Source organism: Sulfitobacter sp. W002 (assembly GCF_025142135.1).
Lineage (GTDB): Bacteria > Pseudomonadota > Alphaproteobacteria > Rhodobacterales > Rhodobacteraceae > Sulfitobacter > Sulfitobacter profundi.
This window is the reverse complement of sequence record NZ_CP081126.1, coordinates 3,133,993-3,150,768: the sequence shown is the minus strand read 5'-3', so window position 1 is coordinate 3,150,768 and position 16,776 is coordinate 3,133,993. Positions and strand designations below refer to the sequence as shown.

Here is a 16,776-nt window from a genome sequence, read left to right as displayed (position 1 = left end):
CGAAGTGCAAGCCTCACAAGCGGATCCAGATCTGGGCGAAGCCTGACGCCGTTATTCCGCGGGGATCGGGCGACAGATGCGCGATATCTTTGAGAAAGGGCAGCGCGCCCGGTGAGGTATAGTGGACCGCTTGCGCTCCGGTCGCATCAAAGTGCCATGGGGGAGCGTCGGACCATGGGTGGTCCGGGCCCGGCGCAAGGGCGGCAATCAGCGCCTCGGTCAGGGGCAGGGGGCTGCGCAGGGCGACATCTGCGATGGGCGCACGGTCAAATCCGCCGCCGCCCGCTGCGCGAAACTGGTTGGTTGCCAATAGAAACCGTTGGTCCGGCTCGACAGGACCCCCCTGCCACGACAGCGCGGTGATGCGCGCCCCACGGGGGCGGTGGGGGTCGATTGCATAGGTCACGCCGTAGATCGTATCGCAGTGAAAGGGCGGGCGGCAGGGATCGAGAAGCGGACCTGTCGCGCTGCCAAGCGGGGCGTAAACCTCTGCCGCTTTTTCCAGCCGTCGCCGAAGGTCAGCCCCCGTGATACGCAGCGCCCAGACCGCGTTTCGATATGGAACCAGCCCGGCGATGTGGCGGCGCTGCACCGCACCGGGGGGGATGTGCAAAAAATGCTCGGGCCCGCCACGCCCGCCCGCCGTATGTGCCGCCGTGGCCGCGAGGATGGGCAATGCGCTGTCCGCCGTGCCCGCCACGCCTATGCGTATCACCTCGGCCTGCGCGCGGGCGGTCAGCGCGTCGATGGGGGTGGGCATGGCAAGGGCAAAGTAGTTGTGCAGCGCCGTCCCGGTGTGGCCGACCACCTCTTCCAGATGCTTGCGGGTGCCAATGTGGCTGATCCGCGCGGCACTGAGCACCACGGGGTCGGCCAGCGTTTGCGCGCTGTTGTCGCGCAGGTGGCTGTGATGCTGCGACACCCGCCAGCCCCCCCGTGCGTCCCGTTCAAGGGCCAAATCCAGCACCGCCAAATCGGACCCGCCAAACCCCGGCATTGCCGCCGGTCGGTTGGACAGGGTACCTGCCTGCGTGTCGACCCCCTTGCGCGGGCCGTGGTCCGCGCCGGGAAACCGAAGGTGGGTGTGGCCGGTAATCACGGCGTCGATCCCTTCGATCTGAGCCAAGGCGCAGATGTCTTCTTCGGCGGCGATCTCTCCTTTTTGGGGGATGCCCATATGGGCCAGTAGCACGGTCAGGTCGGCCCCCTCTGCCCGCAGTGTCAGGGCGGCGCTGCGCAGGCTTTCGAGGGGGCTGACGATTTCAGCCGCGTCTTCCAAGACCTCGCGGTTCCAAATTGCCGTTCGGCCCGGCAGAACGGAAAGCAGGCCAACCTGCAGCGTAGAGGAGGGATGCCCCCCAACAGCGGGCAGCAGGCATGACACAACGGCCCAGCGGCGCAGGGGGCCGGGATCGGTCAGATGCAAATTGGTTGAGATCAGCGGCATATCAATCGCGCCCGCCACGGCGCGCAGATAGGGCAGACCATGATCAAGGTCGTGATTGCCCAAGCCCAAGCCATCATATCGCAGATGGTTTACACAGGCGACAAGCGGATGCGTGGGGGTGACCGGCATCTGGGCGAGTTGGTCGCCCAAGGCATTGCCCTGCAACAGATCACCGTTGTCGAGCAAGAGACAGGCCGCGCCCTGTTCAGCGGCCTCTTGCCGGGCGGCGCGGATCAGCGTGGCAACCCCGGCCAGCCCATGGTGCCCCACCGAACGGTCACCCACATAATCATGGCCCACGATCTGCATGTGCAAATCAGTCGTGGCCAGTATGCGCAGACGTGCCCCGACCGGGGTGCCCCCCTTGGGGGGAACGACACCGGCCGTGACATATGTGCTGCGCTTGTTCACCGTAAAGGGAATTACTCGTTAAAATTACACAACCTAAAGATGTTTTGATATGACCAGATTACAATCGATCTGGCAAGGGGGCTTGGGATTGCCAATATCGCCTGCGCCGTGGCATGGCTGGGCGAAACGCACAAAGCCTGTATCGGGCCGGTATCGGGAGAGCACCATGCGTCACGCGGAGACGATAACCTTTGGAGGCTCGGCCCTTGATCGGGCGGGAGAGATACGCGGCAACCCGGAAGCGTTGGCGCAGCTTCGCGCCGACCCTGCGGCGCGCGCCATCGTCTTTTGGCGTGGCAAACCCCTGATCGCGCCTGAACGCCCTGCCGGTTTGGTCCGATTGGCGATGGATCACCCGGCGCTGCAAGAGGCCGCTGCCGCGCCGATCTTGCTGGGCCGTGAGGACGGGGCCGCGCGCTTTGCTGTCGATATCTCAGGCTGGCAGCCTGCCGATCTGGACCAATCGCAACTGGGGGCGTTCCTTGACCCCAGCGAACAGCGGCACCCACTGCTGGGCGATGACATGGCATTCGCCGAGTTGCGGCGGGTGATGACATGGCTTGACCCGCGCGATGCCGAACTGGCTGCCAGCGGAAAGGCGATCCTCGGCTGGCACGAAACGCACCGCCATTGCGCGCGCTGCGGCGCTGCGACCGATCTGGCCCAAGGCGGATGGCAGCGCGTCTGCCCCGACTGCGGCGGCGCGCATTTCCCGCGCACCGACCCGGTGGTCATCATGTTGATTACCCATGGCAATTCCGTGCTCATGGGCCGCTCCCCCGGCTGGCCCGAGGGGATGTATTCGCTGCTGGCAGGCTTTGTCGAACCGGGAGAGACGGTAGAGGCCGCCGTGCGGCGGGAGGTTTTTGAAGAAGCAGGCGTGCAAGTCGGCGCGGTGAGCTACCTCTCCAGCCAGCCATGGCCCTTTCCGGCCTCGCTGATGTTGGGTTGCGCTGGCGAAGCGCTGAGCCGCGACCTGACCATTGACCCGGTTGAGATCGAAGACGCGCTCTGGGTCACCCGAGAAGAGATGATGGATGTCTTTGCCGGAAGCCACCCGCGTCTGCTGCCCGCCCGCCGCGGTGCCATCGCGCATTTCTTGCTGGAAAACTGGCTTGCGGATACACTGACCTGACACACCGACCTAACAGGCCCGGTCAAAGCGGCAGGGGTGGCAAATGCGAGCAGAAGAATTGGAACGGACGGAATGAAATTCTCGACCAAAGAAGACGTCGAAGCGCCGATTGAGGCGGTCTTTGACATGTTGTGCGATTTTGAGAGCTTTGAGCGGGCGGCCATGCGGCGCGGTGCCGAGGTGCAGCGCGCCGATACGATGCATCAGCCCGGTGTGGGAATGACTTGGAATGCGGTCTTCCCCCTGCGCGGCAAGCGGCGCGAGCTGACGCTTGAGATGGTGACCTTCGACCGGCCCAACGAGATGGTGATCGACAGCATGTCACAGGGGTTGGCGGGGCAAATGTCGTTTGAATTGATGCCCCTGTCGCGCAACAGCACGCGCGTGTTGGTCGCGCTTGAGATCAAGCCGCTGACCCTTTCCGCGCGGCTCTGGGTGCAATCGCTCAAACTGGCCAAGACGACCCTAACCAAGAAATACAAGGACCGCGTCGCGGAATATGCCCGCGGTATGGAAGAGCGTCACGCCCGCGGCGTCAAAGTCTGAGCCTGCGCGCCCAGCCTACATCCCGGTCGGCGCGCCCCGGCCGGGATGGGCGGGGTAGGCGCCGAGAATTTCCAGCTTATTGGTGAAATACCCCAATTCATCCAGCGCGCGTTTCACCGCCGGGTCTTCGGGATGGCCTTCGATATCGGCGTAGAACTGTGTCGCGGTAAATGACCCGCCGACCATATAGCTTTCGAGCTTGGTCATGTTCACCCCATTGGTCGCAAAGCCCCCCATCGCCTTGTAAAGCGCGGCGGGAATGTTGCGCACTTCAAAGACGAAGGTGGTCAGCATCCGCTCGGCCCGGCGCGAGAGGTCGATCTGCGGGGCCATCAGCAAAAAGCGGGTGGTGTTGTGGTCCATATCCTCGATATCGCGGGCCAGTACGGTCAGGCCATTAATCTCTGCCGCGACCTCTCCGGCCAGAACGCCATCGGTGCTGCCCTCAGTCGCGGCCAGTTCGGCGGCGGCCCCGGCGGAATCGGCGGCGGGTTCGGAGGTGATGCCATGTTGCTGCAAAAAGCTGCGCGCCTGAGGCAAAAGCACCAGATGCGCGCGGACATGTTTGATGTCTTCCAATGCCACGCCGGGGCGGGCCATCAGGGCGATGCGCACCCGCACGAAGGCTTCGCCGATGATATGCAGCCCGCTTTCCGGCAGCAGGCGGTGAATGTCGGCCACCCGGCCATAGGTCGTATTCTCGACCGGCAGCATGGCCAGTTCCGCGCGGCCCTCGTTTACGGCGCGGATCACCCCTTCGAACGACTGGCAGGGCACCGGTTCCATGTCGGGGCAGGCTTGAAGGCAGGCCTCGTGACTATAGGCGCCAAGGGCCCCTTGGAAGGCGATGCGCGGCGTGGTCTGGGCGGTCATGGATCGTATCCTGCTGCAAAAGGCGCGGAGAAGGGCAATTGGTCGCGGTAACTACACCTTGCCTGCGCCAAGGGAAAGCAATAGATACGCGGGCAACGATGCCAAGAACCATGGCCCGCCCATGGTGCCAATACCAAGTGATGGACCCTGACGCATGTTCGATACAATGACCCTGACCAAAATCGCAGCCGGCGTATTCGGCGCCTGGTTGGTACTTCTGCTGGGCAAATGGGCGGGGGAAGAGATTTACCACGCCGATGCACATGGGGAAGCGTCCTATGTGATCGAAGTGGCCGATGCCGGTGGTGACGAAGGCGGCGAAGAGATCGACTTTACCGCCGTGATGGCCGAAGCCGATGCCGACAGCGGCTCTAAAGTGTTCCGCAAATGCGCCGCTTGCCACAAGGTCGACGGTTCCAACGCCGTTGGTCCGCACCTTGACGGTGTGGTCGACCGCGATATCGCCTCGGTTGACGGTTTCGGCTATTCCGGCGCTCTGACCTCGCTCGAAGGTGCATGGACCCCGGAAGAGCTGAGCGCCTTCTTGGAAAGCCCCAAAGGCTACGCCCCCGGCACCACCATGGGTTTCGCCGGTCTGCGTAAAGTCGAAGACCGCGCTGACGTGATCGCTTACCTGCAAAGCGTTTCCAACTAATTCCACGCTGCATTGCGTGTGTGAAAGCCGCCCTCTGGGGCGGCTTTTGCGTTTGGGCGCGGCTATGCGGTTAAGGCATTCCCGCCTAATGCTTCCCAATATAACTCAAGGCGGTCCTTAAAAGGGCCTGTGAGGCCGCGCGCTGTTGGGTGAACAACATGAACAACCGGAGACTGCGTTCCCGCAGCAACCAATGCGTCGCGAGCGTCATTCCCGATCGCAAGGATGCGGTCTGGTTGAAATGCTTCTACCTCTTGTCGAATGACAGAAAAACATAGTTCACGTAGCGCTCTGTCCTTCCGTATGACATTTCGGCCTGCATAAAGTTTAACGGCATCTGTGGCCCAGACATCGTAACCTGAAAAGACACAACGTCTAATCAGTTGCCAAATCATGCCCCAATGACGCCGACAACGGTGATAGTCACTATCAATCCCGAAAAACGTTCCAACCGAAAGAATTGGTTCATCGCCATCTCGTTTGGGATCTTGGGCGCATAGCATAATGCGACCTCGAGCAGTGCGGTCAGCGGATATTAGGCAGGGAAGGTCATAGCCTATTGTCTTGGACAAATAGGGGGCAAGAAGGTCAGTATGCCAGTTTTCTCGGGGTATCTCTGGCATTTTGCGATTTGGCATATGCCCGTGGTGGAACTCCTGACGCAACCGATCGGAAATATCGTACAGCGTAGCTGGATCGAATAGTTCATTCTGTGTCATGATGAGTTCACGCCATGGAGACGGATTGAAAAGTATGTCTCTGTCAAATCCTTCAGCGCCAATCAGCTCTGCCATTTTTAGTCCTCAATATAGATTTTTAGATCGATAGACATTGATGATATGAAATTACCGTTGCTGGAAGTGAAGCCCGTGGTCAAACGGCTCCGATTATCCCTTACTGATACCTTGGCGCTCTTGGGCGCGGCGGAACGTCTTCTTCATGCAGGTGTTGGGCCGTGAAACGTCCACACCGAAAGGAGACGCGACATGCAAAGTCATACAACCACGGTCAATGGGATCGAAATGCGTTGGGAAGAGACGGGGGCGGGGGAGCCTGTCATCCTGCTTCACGGTATTCCCACCTGTCCCGCGCTTTGGCGGGATGTCGCCCCGAAGGTCACCGGGCGCCGGGTGCTTGCTTGGGAAATGCCGGGGTATGGTGCCTCGATCCCGCAGGGTGAAGGGCGTGATATTTCGGTCTCGGCTCAGGCGGACTATCTGGTCGCTTGGATGCGCGATCAGGGTATCTCGCGTGCGATCCTTGCCGCGCATGACCTTGGCGGCGGTGTCGCGCAAATTGCGGCGGTGCGTCATCCTGAAATGGTCAGCGGGCTGCTTTTGACGAATGCGATCAGCTATGATTCATGGCCGGTGCCGCTGGTCAGCGCTGTGGCCAAGACCGGCGGCGTGGCGAAACATGCGCCCGATGGGTCGTTCCACCAGTTGCTGAAGATGATGTTCTCAAAGGGGCATGAGACCGATGCCGCCGCCGAGGCTGCCTTTGACGCCCATGCCCCGCATTACGCCCAACATGGAGAGGCCGAAGCCTTTGTCCGGCAGGCGCAGTCGCTGGACGTGGAAGACACCAAGGCCCTCGCGGACAAGCTGCCCACGCTCAACATCCCCGCTCGGATCGTTTGGGGCGCGGCCGATGAGTTTCAAAAGCTCGAATATGGGGAGCGGCTTGCGAAAGATCTGAATGCACCGCTGCGGCGGATCGAAGGGGGCAAACACTTCACGCCTGAGGATCACCCGGACCTATTGGCGGAAGAGATCAACGCATTGATCCGCACGGTCGACGGAGCCTGAGCAAAGAGCGGGGCGCGGCATGGTGCGCGCCCCGCGCTTCAAATTACTGAGCCGCGATCACCGGGGCGACGACGTTTGCCGCGGCGATCCCGCCGATGTCGCAGCGCCACGCGGGCAGGCGGATCACGGCGCGGCTGCGGCCCGCCTCTACATGCACCTCGAAATCCCCGCCGTGCATTTCGATCAGCTTGCGGGTCAGCGGCAGGCCAAGGCCCAGCCCGCCCTTGGTGCTGCGATGGTCCATCATGCCGCCGACGACAAAGGGTTTGTAAAGCTCGGCAAGGTCGACGTGATCGTCAAAAGAGCCATTGTCGGTGATCGAAATCTCGATATTGCCCTCGGTGTCTTTGAACGTCCCTAGCGCGATTTCACTGCCGCCGTGCAGCACGGAGTTTAGCACCAAGGCCGTCACCGCCAATTCGATCTGGTCGCCATCTATGTGCATTTCCTCAAGCGGCAGGCTGTCGCGCAGAGTGATGGTTTTCGTGGTCGCGTCCGTGGTGGCGAAATGCAGGGCCGAAACCGATTGCAAAAGATCGTTCAGATTGCATTTCCGCTCGTTCAGGCGCAGCTCTCCGGTGCTGACATTGCTATAGGATATGATCGTCTCGATCAACGCGCTGAGGTGGTCGACAGACCGCCGGGCAGAGCGAATCAGCAGCGGATTAACGCCTTGTTCGGCTTTGGCCTCCAACATGCGCAGGCTGCCGAAGAGAACCGTCAGCGGTGTTCGCAGTTCGTGACCTACCAGCGTTAAAAACGTGGATTCGGCGCTGGTGTCGGCCTTTAGCTCAGGGGCGTTCGGCTGGCTGCGCTCAAGCGCCGCAACGACCATACGGCCAAGGTCTTCCAACAGGGCGATCTGTTTCTCGGAGGGCTGTTCGTGCGGTTGCAGGTCCAGCGCGCAGAGGCTGCCAAAGCGGTGGCCCGAGGACAGGATCAACGGCACGCCGCAGTAATAGCGCGCCTCGGGTCCGCCCTTGGCAACCATGGGGTGGCGCTCAAATCGGGGGTCTTTGCTGAGGTCGGGCACCACCAGTGGCACGTCTGACATGATCGTATGGCTGCAAAACCCGGTGTCCTTCGGCATCGGTTCCAGCGGATAGCCGACCACGGATTTGTACCATTGGGTATCGGCCTCCACGACGCTGATATGTGCAATCGGACAGTCAAGCAGACGGCGGGTGGCCTCGCAGATAGTGTCGAACAAAGCTTCGTTCTCGGCCGTGAGGCCGGGCACATCAAAAACGGCGCGCAAGCGGGCTTCTTCGTTAAAGGGAATCGGGTAGGTTCTCATCGTCTGCTCCAGTTTACGCATCGTTAACTTGAGTGAAGAATCTGTTAATTTTGGGGCGAGAAATCGGCTGGCCTGGGAAGTTCCCGGGCGTCGGGCTACACATTCTCGCGAGCGGAAGCGGGGGAAATCGCCCTTCGATGGGGCAACCTCCGCGGTGGACCGCCCGTGCGGGGCAACCTTACATATTCGCAACTTGTATCTTGGCGTCGCACAGCGTTAGCCTAGATGACGCCTATCCGGACTACGCCACGCCAAGGAGTGACCTATGCCCCGTGCCCAGACCCGCGCCGCGACCCGCCCTTCGGTCTTTGATGACCTGCCGCTCTGGCTCGCGACGCTGACGCTGATGGTGGCGGCCCTGTTGGCCGGTGCCGCCGCGGCGCAGGAGCAGGAGATCATCAAAAGCCATGGCTATTCTTTTTACGGCGATCTGACCTACCCGGCGGATTTCGAGCATTTCAACTATGTGAACCCCGATGCGCCCAAGGGCGGGGAAATCTCGATCCCTTTCGTAGGCACGCTGGATTCGATGAACCCCTATTCCGGCAAGGGCCGCGCGCATCTGTTCTCGATCTTCGGGTTTGAAAGCCTGCTGGGCGAGGCCCCATCGGGTGAGCCGCTGCCAGCGGATGTCTATGGCGAAAGCTACTGCCTGCTGTGCGAAAGCCTTGAGTACCCCGAGGACAAGTCTTGGGTGACCTTCCACATGCGCCCCGAGGCGACGTTTTCGGACGGCACGCCGGTGACCGCGCATGACATCGTGTTCTCGCACAACCTGCTCTTGGACGAGGGTCTGAAATCCTATGCCGACGCGGTGCGCAAGCGCATCCCCAAGGTTGAAGCGCTGGACGATCATACGGTGAAATTCCACTTTGCCGACGGTATCTCCCGCCGCAGCCTGATCGAGACGGTGGGCGGCGTGCCCGCATGGCCGAAACATTGGTTCGAGGAAACCGGCAACACCCTTAAAGACAGCTGGATGGACCCGCCCCCCGGATCGGGCGCCTATATGGTCGAAAGCGTCGATCTGACCAAACGCATCGTGCTGAAACGCAATCCCGACTACTGGGGCAAGGACTTGCCGATCAACCGTGGCCGCATGAATTTCGACCGCATCCGGCTGGAGATTTTCAGCGACGACACTTCGGCCTTTGAGGCGCTCAAAGCGGGCGAATACACCTTCCGCGCCGAGGGGGACTCCAAAAAGTGGGCTACGGGCTACGACTTCTCCAAGGTGAGTGACGGCGACATCGTCAAGGCCGAGCTGCCCGACGGCTCGCCTCCCACGCCTTCGGGCATCATCTTCAACCTCGGCCGCGAGACGCTGCAGGACCGCCGTGTGCGCGAGGCTGTGGCACTGATGTTCAACTTTGAATGGACCAACGAGTCGCTGCAATACGGGCTCTTCAGCCACCGCGCCTCGTTCACGCAAGACACGCCGCTGATGGCCGGGGCCGCGCCCGAGGGGGCGGAACTGACGCTTCTGGAAAGCCTTGGCGATCTGGTGCCGGGGGAGCTTTTGAGCGCGCCTGCCGTGGTGCCGCATACCTCAGACCCCAGCCGCCTGTTGGACCGCCGCAACGCGCGGCAGGCTTCCAAGCTGTTGGAGGATGCGGGTTGGACCGTGCAGAACGGCATGCGTGTCAATGAGGCGGGCGAGCCCTTGCGGCTGAACTTCCTGATGAACTCCGCCGGGTCGCCGACGATTTCGGCGGTGATCGAGAATTTTGTGGGCAACTTGCAATCCATCGGCATCGACGCGCGGCTGGAGAAGGTGGACAGTTCGCAATACACCGCCCGCGAGCGGGACCGGGACTATGACATGATCTATGACGCCTATGCCGCCTTCCTTGGCACCGGCACCGGTCTGTCACAGCGCTACGGGTCCGAGGCGGCGGAATTTTCGCTGTTCAACCCCGCAGGGCTTGCCAGCCCGCTGGTCGATGCGATCATCGAAGCCTCGCTCGATGCCGAAACGGCAGAGGACGAAGATGCGGCGCTGATGGCGCTGGATCGGGCGCTGCGGCATGAATTCTTCATGATCCCCACATGGTACAACGACAGCTATTGGGTTGCCTATTACGACCAATACGACCACCCCGAGATTCCGTCCTATGCTTTGGGCTACCTCGATTTCTGGTGGTATGACGAAGACCGCGCGCAGCAATTGCGCGCCTCCGGCGCCTTGCGGTAAAGCGACCTCATGGGTGCTTATATTCTCAGACGGCTGTTGCTGGTGATCCCGACGTTGTTCGGCATCATGCTGGTCAACTTCGCGCTGGTGCAATTCGTGCCCGGTGGCCCGGTGGAACAGGCCATCGCCCGGATTCAGGGCGGCGGTGACGTCTTCGGCGGTTTCGCCGGGGGGAACAACGATGCCGGGGTCGATACCATGGCCCGGGGGTCGGACAGCACCTATGTCGGCGCGCGGGGGTTGCCGCCTGAGTTGATCGAGGAATTGGAGAAGGAATTCGGCTTCGACAAACCGCCCGTGGAGCGGTTCTTTCACATGCTGTGGAACTACATGCGGCTTGATTTCGGCGAGAGTTACTTCCGTGCCATCAGCGTGATTGACCTGATCAAGGAAAAGCTGCCGGTGTCGATCACGCTGGGGCTGTGGTCCACGCTGATTGCTCACTTGGTGTCGATCCCCTTAGGCATCCGCAAGGCGGTGCGGGATGGATCGCGGTTCGACACTTGGACCTCGGGCGCGATCATCGCGGCCTATGCGATCCCTGGCTTTCTCTTCGCCATTCTGTTGCTGGTGCTCTTCGCCGGTGGCTCTTACTGGCAGATATTCCCGCTGCGCGGCCTGACCTCGGATAATTTCGACAGCCTCAGCCCCTTGGGCAAGGTGGCCGATTACTTCTGGCACATCACCCTGCCGGTGCTGGCCTCCACGATCTCGGCATTCGCCACGCTGACGCTGCTGACCAAGAACAGCTTTTTGGACGAGATCAAGAAGCAGTATGTCATCACCGCCCGCGCCAAGGGGCTGTCTGAGCGCAAGGTTCTCTACGGCCATGTCTTCCGCAACGCGATGCTGATCGTGATCGCCAGTTTCCCGGCGGTCTTCATCTCGGTCTTCTTCGGTGGGTCGATCATCATCGAGACGATCTTCAGCCTCGACGGGTTGGGGCGCTTGGGCTTTGAGGCGGCGGTGGCGCGCGATTATCCGATTGTCTTCGGGACGCTCTTCATCTTTGGCCTCATCGGCCTTGTCGTCGGCATCTTGTCGGACATGATGTATGTGCTCGTCGATCCGCGCATCGACTTTGAGAAGAGGGAAGGCTGATGGCGCTGTCCCCCCTGAACCAGCGCCGCTGGCGCAATTTCACCGCGAACCGTCGCGCCTATTGGTCGCTATGGATTTTCGCGATCCTCTTTGGCATTTCGCTGCTGGCCGAGTTCGTGGCCAACGACAAGCCGATCCTCGTGAGCTACCGCGGCGAGTATTACGCGCCGATTTTCAACTTCTACCCTGAGACCGCTTTTGGCGGCGATTTCCAGACCGAAGCCGCCTATCGCGACCCTGAGGTGCAATGTCTCATCGCCACCGGTGGCTTGGATGCCTGTTTCGACGACCCTGAGGGCTATATCATCGACGCCGCGGATGGCGAGGTCGAAGGCGAGGCGATTGACAAGGGCTGGGCGCTTTGGCCCGTCATTCCCTATTCCTTCGACACCGCCGTGGACCGCCCCGGGGCCGCACCGCTGCCGCCCAATGGGCAGAACTGGCTCGGGACCGATGGCACCAAACGCGATGTGATGGCGCGGGTGATCCATGGTTTCCGTCTGTCAGTGGTCTTCACTCTGATCGTCACCGGGGCGGCGTCGATCATCGGTATTCTGGCGGGCGCGGTGCAGGGCTTCTTCGGCGGTTGGCTCGACCTGATCTTTCAGCGCATCATCGAGATTTGGTCATCAACCCCGTCACTTTATGTGATCATCATCATGTTCGCCATTCTGGGGCGAAGTTTCTGGCTTTTGGTGATCCTCTTGGTGCTGTTCTCATGGACGGCGCTGGTGGGCGTGGTGCGGGCCGAATTCCTGCGCGCACGCAACCTTGAATACGTCCGCGCGGCCCGTGCGCTTGGGGTCGGCAACGGCACCATCATGCTGCGCCATATGCTGCCCAATGCGATGGTGGCCACGCTGACCATGCTGCCGTTTATCATCACGGGCACGATCTCCACGCTGGCGACGCTCGACTTCTTGGGCTTCGGCCTGCCGTCCTCGGCGCCGTCGCTGGGGGAACTGACGTTGCAAGCCAAGCAGAACCTGCAAGCGCCTTGGCTGGCCTTCTCGGCCTTCTTTACCTTTGCCATCATGCTGTCGCTGCTGGTCTTCATCTTTGAAGGCATCCGCGACGCATTCGATCCTAGAAAGACCTTCTCGTGACTGCTTTGTTGGACGTCAAAGACCTGCAAGTTTCCTTCCGGCAGGACGGGCAGTTGATCCCGGCGGTGCGCGGGGTCAGCTTTGCCGTCAACCGGGGAGAGACGGTCGCGTTGGTGGGCGAAAGCGGCTCGGGCAAGTCGGTCTCGGCGCTCTCGACGGTGTCGCTCTTGGGCGATAGCGCGCGGGTCAGCGGCTCGGTCACCTATGACGGGCAAGAGATGATCGGCGCGGATGACAAGCTGCTGCACAAGGTGCGTGGCAACGACATCTCGTTCATTTTCCAAGAGCCGATGACCTCGCTCAACCCGCTGCACACGATCGAAAAGCAACTGGCGGAGTCGCTGGCGCTGCATCAGGGATTGCAGGGGGCCGAGGCGCGGGCGCGGGTGTTGAGCCTCCTAGAACAGGTCGGCATCAATGACGCGGAGAGCCGCATGGGCGCCTATCCGCACCAGCTTTCCGGCGGGCAGCGGCAGCGCGTGATGATTGCCATGGCACTGGCCAACAAGCCCGACATCTTGATTGCGGATGAGCCGACCACGGCGCTCGACGTGACCATTCAGGCGCAGATTCTCGACCTGTTGAAAGACCTGAAGGATGAGATGGGGATGGGGCTTTTGTTCATTACCCATGACCTCGGGATCGTCCGGCGCATCGCCGACCGGGTCTTTGTCATGCAAAAGGGGCTGGTCGTCGAAGAGGGGCCGACGGCCGAGATTTTCGACAATCCGCAGCACCCCTATACACGCAAACTGCTCGGCGCCGAGCCCACCGGCGCGCCGGCCCCCGTGGCGGCGGATGCGCCCGAAGTGCTGCGGACCGACAACCTCAAGGTTTGGTTCCCGATCCAGAAGGGCCTGCTGCGTCGTACCGTGGGCCATGTGAAGGCCGTCAATGACACCAGCCTGTCGATCCGCGCGGGCGAAACGCTTGGCATCGTCGGCGAAAGCGGCTCGGGCAAGACCACCGCGGCGCTGGCGATCATGCGGCTCATCGGCTCGGAAGGGGAGGTGACTTTTCGTGGCGAGGACCTGCGCAAATGGTCCACCAAAAAGCTACGCCGCCTACGCGCCGACATGCAGATCGTTTTTCAGGATCCTTTCGGGTCGCTCAGCCCGCGGATGACCTGTTACCAGATCATCTCGGAGGGGTTGGCGATCCACAAGATCGACAAAGCGCGCGACCGACGTGAACTGGTGGCGGAGGTGATGACGGAAGTGGGGCTCGACCCCGCGACGATGGACCGCTACCCGCATGAGTTTTCCGGCGGCCAGCGCCAGCGCATCGCCATTGCCCGCGCCATGGTGCTGCGGCCGAAGCTGCTGGTTCTCGACGAGCCAACCTCGGCCTTGGACATGACGGTGCAGGTGCAGATCGTTGATTTGCTGCGGGAGTTGCAGGCGAAATACGGGTTGGCCTATCTGTTCATCAGTCACGATTTGAAGGTCGTGCGGGCGATGTCGCACAAGGTGATGGTGATGAAGCGCGGCGATGTTGTGGAATACGGCGACGTTGATGCGCTTTATGACAATCCGCAGACCGACTATACGCGCAAGCTGTTGCAGGCGGCTGGTTAAGCAGACGTCGTGAGTGCGGAGAGGGGGAGGGGGGCGCTGCCCCCATCGCGCCGGGGGGGCGCGATTCCCCCGCGGTATTTTTTAAAGGATGAAGATTGGAGGGGCGGCGCTTGAAGGGCGGCGGCGTTTAGCCTTCGCTCGGGCCGATCATGAAGCAGCTGACGTTGCGCGCGGCCAGACGGCGGCAGGCGAGGTCGGCGCTTTCGCGTGACAGGCCGAGGAAGTTCGCGTCATAGCCCTGCGGACGCTGCACCACTTTGCGCAATGTGCCATCAAGCGTCGACATTTCGGCCAGTGCGGTTTTCAGCAGGACCTTCTCGGCGGCGTAGCGGCTGGGGAAGCGGCCCACGTTGACCCCCCAGTGGCGACCGCCCGAGGTGGAGACGCGGGTCACGATTTCCTGCTCTACCGCTTGCTGTACGGCCAGCGTTACGTCTTTGGGGCGCGGTTCGGGGCGGGGGGAGGCTTGCGCAGCGGCGATGACGACTTCGGCGTCTTTGATCTCTGGTGTGGGCGCGGCGGCGGGCGGGGTTGGGGCTGTTTGCACCGCTTCTCGGAGGGCTGCCGTAATGTCGCTGTTCGAGACGGTGCTGGTTGCTTCGGGGGCAGCCGCGGTGGCCACGACCACGACTTCGCTGCGGGGGCGGAGTTGCGGGCGTTTGGAGGTGGTGACGGCTCCGACAAGGCGGATCGTTTTGCCTGCGGCCCCGGGGGCAGCGGGCGTGTCTTCGACATCGGCGTAGACCGGGGGCACTGGTTTGCGCAGGGGGGCCGAAGAGGGGGCGCGGCGGAAGCCAAGGTCCATCAACTCGGCCACTTTGGCGTTGCGCGAGGCGGTGGATTTGCCCCCAAACACGGTCACGATGATGCGCTCATTGCCCCGTTCGGCCGAGGCCGTCAGGTTGAAGCCCGCGGCGCGGGTATAGCCGGTTTTGATGCCATCGGCGCCTTTGTAAGACCCCAGAAACCGGCGGTTTGTGTGGGAGACCTTGCGCACGCCCGCATCGGCGGTGATGCGCGAGAATAGGTTGTAGTACTGCGGGTAATCATAGAGCAGGTGGCGGCCCAGAGCCGTCATATCGCGCGCGGTGGAGAGGTGGCCGCTTTCGGTCAGCCCGTGCATATTCTTGAAGGTGGTGCGCGTCATGCCAAGCTGTTTGGCGGTGCGGTTCATTCGGCGGGCAAAGGCGGCCTCGGACCCTTCGATGGCTTCGCCGATCGCGGTGGCGGCATCATTGGCGGATTTCACGGCGGCGGCGCGGATCAGGTAGCGCAGGGCGATCTTTTGGCCCGGACGCATGCCCAGTTTGCTGGGCGGCTCTGAGGCGGCGTTTTTCGAGATCGTTACTTGGGTATCGAGTGAGAGTTCCCCGCGTTCGACCGCTTGGAAAGCGATGTAGAGGGTCATCATCTTGGTCAGGGAGGCGGGGTGCAGGCGCGTGTCGGCGTTCTCTGCGTGGATTTCTTTGCCGGTGCGGGCATCGATGACATAGGCGGCATAGGGGGCTGCCATGGCGCTGAGGGGTAGGATGACCAGAACCCAGAGTGCTGCGAATAGAAATAGCCCGTAACGGGCCGGCTGAATGCGCCGAGCCTTCATATTTGCCTGCCTTTTACTGCCTCAAGTCGCCGATTTTCGGCTGACCATTTATTGATTGGTTCAAGGCTAGCATAGGACGGCGCATCGCGGAAGCCGTCGAATCCGATGGACAGGGTAAAAAAGGACGGATCCCTCCTCCAATATGTAGAGGCTTGCGCACATTTACCCACTATAAGCGCGAATAAGGCGAGAATTGGGCGTAAATTGGCCCGCAGTGGGGCGTTTGAGGCGGGGCGCAGGGGCGACTCACCGGCGCGGGCGAGTCACCCCGAAACGATCTTTTTCACCGTCTCTGGGAGGCCGGAAAGATCGTTAATTTCAACAAAACGTGGTGAATCGGTTGGCGGTTCGGCGTGTTCCATCGCCCATGTGAGGTCGTGGGGCACGTGGACGCCCCAGCCGCCGGCCTCGATCATCGGGCGTACATCGGAGGCCAGTGAGTTGCCGACCATCAGCCCCCGCGCGGCGCCTTGCCCATGCTGCTTAAAAATGTGGCGATAGGCGGCATCGGTCTTGTGAGAGACGATTTCGACCGCATCGAACCTCTCTCGCAGGCCCGATTGCGCCAGTTTGCGCTCTTGATCCAGCAGGTCGCCTTTGGTCACCACGATCAGCCGGTAGTCACCGCGCAGTGTTTCCAACACGTCTTCGACATGGGGCAGCAGTTCAATCGGATGGTCCAGCATCTCGCGCCCGGCGGCGAGCAGGTCACTGATCACCTCAGCGGGGACTTTGCCCCCTGTCACCTCGATTGCGGTCTCGATCATCGACAGGGTGAAACCTTTGATCCCGTATCCGTAATGCGGCAGATTGCGCCGTTCGGCTTCCAAAAGCCGTGCCATCAGGTGGTCGCGTTCACTATGTTCGGCCAGAAGGGCTGCAAAACGGTCGTGAGAGAGTGCAAAGTAGCGTTCATTATGCCACAATGTGTCATCCGCATCGAAACCGATGGTGGTGAGTGCCCCGCCCATATGTGCTGCCTCTTTCCTAAATTGGTTCAGGGGTTATATAGACGGCTGCACGACG

14 protein-coding genes are annotated in these 16,776 nt (G+C 61.6%); 8 read left to right on the top strand and 6 right to left on the bottom strand.

Annotated elements, in window-relative coordinates; all coding sequences use genetic code 11:
* Positions 1 to 13: 13 nt before the first annotated feature.
* On the bottom strand, positions 14 to 1,858 hold the full coding sequence (locus K3758_RS15610; protein ID WP_259946444.1) for a 5'-nucleotidase C-terminal domain-containing protein: 1,845 nt from the start codon (positions 1,856 to 1,858) through the stop codon (positions 14 to 16).
* A 166-nt stretch (positions 1,859 to 2,024) separates the two neighbouring features.
* Here K3758_RS15610 and nudC point away from each other — a divergent pair, with 166 nt between their 5' ends.
* Both nudC and K3758_RS15600 read left to right on the top strand, forming a co-directional pair.
* Positions 2,025 to 2,993, top strand: a complete 969-nt coding sequence (nudC, locus tag K3758_RS15605) for an NAD(+) diphosphatase (protein ID WP_259946443.1) — start codon at positions 2,025 to 2,027, stop codon at positions 2,991 to 2,993.
* Positions 2,994 to 3,065: 72 nt separating this feature from the next.
* Positions 3,066 to 3,539, top strand: a complete 474-nt coding sequence (locus tag K3758_RS15600; protein ID WP_067624890.1) for an SRPBCC family protein — start codon at positions 3,066 to 3,068, stop codon at positions 3,537 to 3,539.
* A 15-nt stretch (positions 3,540 to 3,554) separates the two neighbouring features.
* Here K3758_RS15600 and K3758_RS15595 read toward each other — a convergent pair whose 3' ends face one another.
* Positions 3,555 to 4,412 (bottom strand): prephenate dehydratase, encoded by an 858-nt coding sequence (locus tag K3758_RS15595; RefSeq protein WP_259946442.1) that lies wholly within the window; start codon positions 4,410 to 4,412, stop codon positions 3,555 to 3,557.
* A gap of 154 nt (positions 4,413 to 4,566) precedes the next feature.
* Between K3758_RS15595 and K3758_RS15590 the strand changes: the two genes are divergently transcribed.
* Positions 4,567 to 5,067 (top strand): cytochrome c family protein, encoded by a 501-nt coding sequence (locus tag K3758_RS15590; RefSeq protein WP_259946441.1) that lies wholly within the window; start codon positions 4,567 to 4,569, stop codon positions 5,065 to 5,067.
* A gap of 62 nt (positions 5,068 to 5,129) precedes the next feature.
* On the opposite strand, the gene K3758_RS15585 is transcribed toward K3758_RS15590, so the two are convergent.
* Complete coding sequence (locus tag K3758_RS15585) at positions 5,130 to 5,861, bottom strand: uracil-DNA glycosylase family protein (RefSeq protein WP_259946440.1); 732 nt, start codon at positions 5,859 to 5,861, stop codon at positions 5,130 to 5,132.
* A 192-nt stretch (positions 5,862 to 6,053) separates the two neighbouring features.
* On the opposite strand from K3758_RS15585, the gene K3758_RS15580 reads away from it, so the two are divergent.
* Complete coding sequence (locus K3758_RS15580; RefSeq protein ID WP_259946439.1) at positions 6,054 to 6,875, top strand: alpha/beta fold hydrolase; 822 nt, start codon at positions 6,054 to 6,056, stop codon at positions 6,873 to 6,875.
* A 43-nt stretch (positions 6,876 to 6,918) separates the two neighbouring features.
* Here the strand turns inward: K3758_RS15580 and K3758_RS15575 are convergent, their stop codons facing one another.
* Positions 6,919 to 8,172, bottom strand: a complete 1,254-nt coding sequence (locus K3758_RS15575; RefSeq protein ID WP_259946438.1) for a GAF domain-containing sensor histidine kinase — start codon at positions 8,170 to 8,172, stop codon at positions 6,919 to 6,921.
* A gap of 265 nt (positions 8,173 to 8,437) precedes the next feature.
* Here K3758_RS15575 and K3758_RS15570 point away from each other — a divergent pair, with 265 nt between their 5' ends.
* The 4 genes from K3758_RS15570 to K3758_RS15555 are packed head-to-tail and all read left to right on the top strand — an operon-like array spanning position 8,438 to position 14,150.
* The gene (locus K3758_RS15570) at positions 8,438 to 10,366 is read left to right on the top strand and encodes an extracellular solute-binding protein (protein ID WP_409202609.1); all 1,929 of its coding nucleotides are present in this window, start codon (positions 8,438 to 8,440) and stop codon (positions 10,364 to 10,366) included.
* A 9-nt stretch (positions 10,367 to 10,375) separates the two neighbouring features.
* Entirely contained in the window at positions 10,376 to 11,467 is a 1,092-nt protein-coding gene (locus K3758_RS15565; protein ID WP_259946437.1) for a microcin C ABC transporter permease YejB, read from the top strand.
* Positions 11,467 to 12,573 (top strand): ABC transporter permease, encoded by a 1,107-nt coding sequence (locus K3758_RS15560; protein ID WP_067624908.1) that lies wholly within the window; start codon positions 11,467 to 11,469, stop codon positions 12,571 to 12,573. Before K3758_RS15565 ends, K3758_RS15560 begins: the two co-directional genes overlap by 1 nt.
* Entirely contained in the window at positions 12,570 to 14,150 is a 1,581-nt protein-coding gene (locus K3758_RS15555) for an ABC transporter ATP-binding protein (protein ID WP_259946436.1), read from the top strand. The genes K3758_RS15560 and K3758_RS15555 overlap by 4 nt, the downstream gene beginning before the upstream one ends.
* Before the next feature lie 127 nt (positions 14,151 to 14,277).
* Here K3758_RS15555 and K3758_RS15550 read toward each other — a convergent pair whose 3' ends face one another.
* A complete protein-coding gene (locus tag K3758_RS15550; protein ID WP_259946435.1) occupies positions 14,278 to 15,750 on the bottom strand; it encodes a D-alanyl-D-alanine carboxypeptidase family protein in 1,473 nt (490 codons plus the stop codon).
* A 263-nt stretch (positions 15,751 to 16,013) separates the two neighbouring features.
* Complete coding sequence (locus K3758_RS15545) at positions 16,014 to 16,721, bottom strand: HAD family hydrolase (RefSeq protein ID WP_259946434.1); 708 nt, start codon at positions 16,719 to 16,721, stop codon at positions 16,014 to 16,016.
* Between the last annotated feature and the right edge of the window lie 55 nt (positions 16,722 to 16,776).

Excerpts from the sequence above, each read along its gene's own strand:
- nudC (WP_259946443.1), top strand. The coding sequence starts at position 2,025 with ATGCGTCACGCGGAGACGATAACCTTTGGAGGCTCGGCCCTTGATCGG.
- K3758_RS15600 (WP_067624890.1), top strand. The coding sequence starts at position 3,066 with ATGAAATTCTCGACCAAAGAAGACGTCGAAGCGCCGATTGAGGCGGTC.
- K3758_RS15595 (WP_259946442.1), bottom strand. The coding sequence starts at position 4,412 with ATGACCGCCCAGACCACGCCGCGCATCGCCTTCCAAGGGGCCCTTGGC.
- K3758_RS15590 (WP_259946441.1), top strand. The coding sequence starts at position 4,567 with ATGTTCGATACAATGACCCTGACCAAAATCGCAGCCGGCGTATTCGGC.
- K3758_RS15585 (WP_259946440.1), bottom strand. The coding sequence starts at position 5,861 with ATGGCAGAGCTGATTGGCGCTGAAGGATTTGACAGAGACATACTTTTC.
- K3758_RS15580 (WP_259946439.1), top strand. The coding sequence starts at position 6,054 with ATGCAAAGTCATACAACCACGGTCAATGGGATCGAAATGCGTTGGGAA.
- K3758_RS15575 (WP_259946438.1), bottom strand. The coding sequence starts at position 8,172 with ATGAGAACCTACCCGATTCCCTTTAACGAAGAAGCCCGCTTGCGCGCC.
- K3758_RS15570 (WP_409202609.1), top strand. The coding sequence starts at position 8,438 with ATGCCCCGTGCCCAGACCCGCGCCGCGACCCGCCCTTCGGTCTTTGAT.
- K3758_RS15565 (WP_259946437.1), top strand. The coding sequence starts at position 10,376 with ATGGGTGCTTATATTCTCAGACGGCTGTTGCTGGTGATCCCGACGTTG.
- K3758_RS15560 (WP_067624908.1), top strand. The coding sequence starts at position 11,467 with ATGGCGCTGTCCCCCCTGAACCAGCGCCGCTGGCGCAATTTCACCGCG.
- K3758_RS15550 (WP_259946435.1), bottom strand. The coding sequence starts at position 15,750 with ATGAAGGCTCGGCGCATTCAGCCGGCCCGTTACGGGCTATTTCTATTC.
- K3758_RS15545 (WP_259946434.1), bottom strand. The coding sequence starts at position 16,721 with ATGGGCGGGGCACTCACCACCATCGGTTTCGATGCGGATGACACATTG.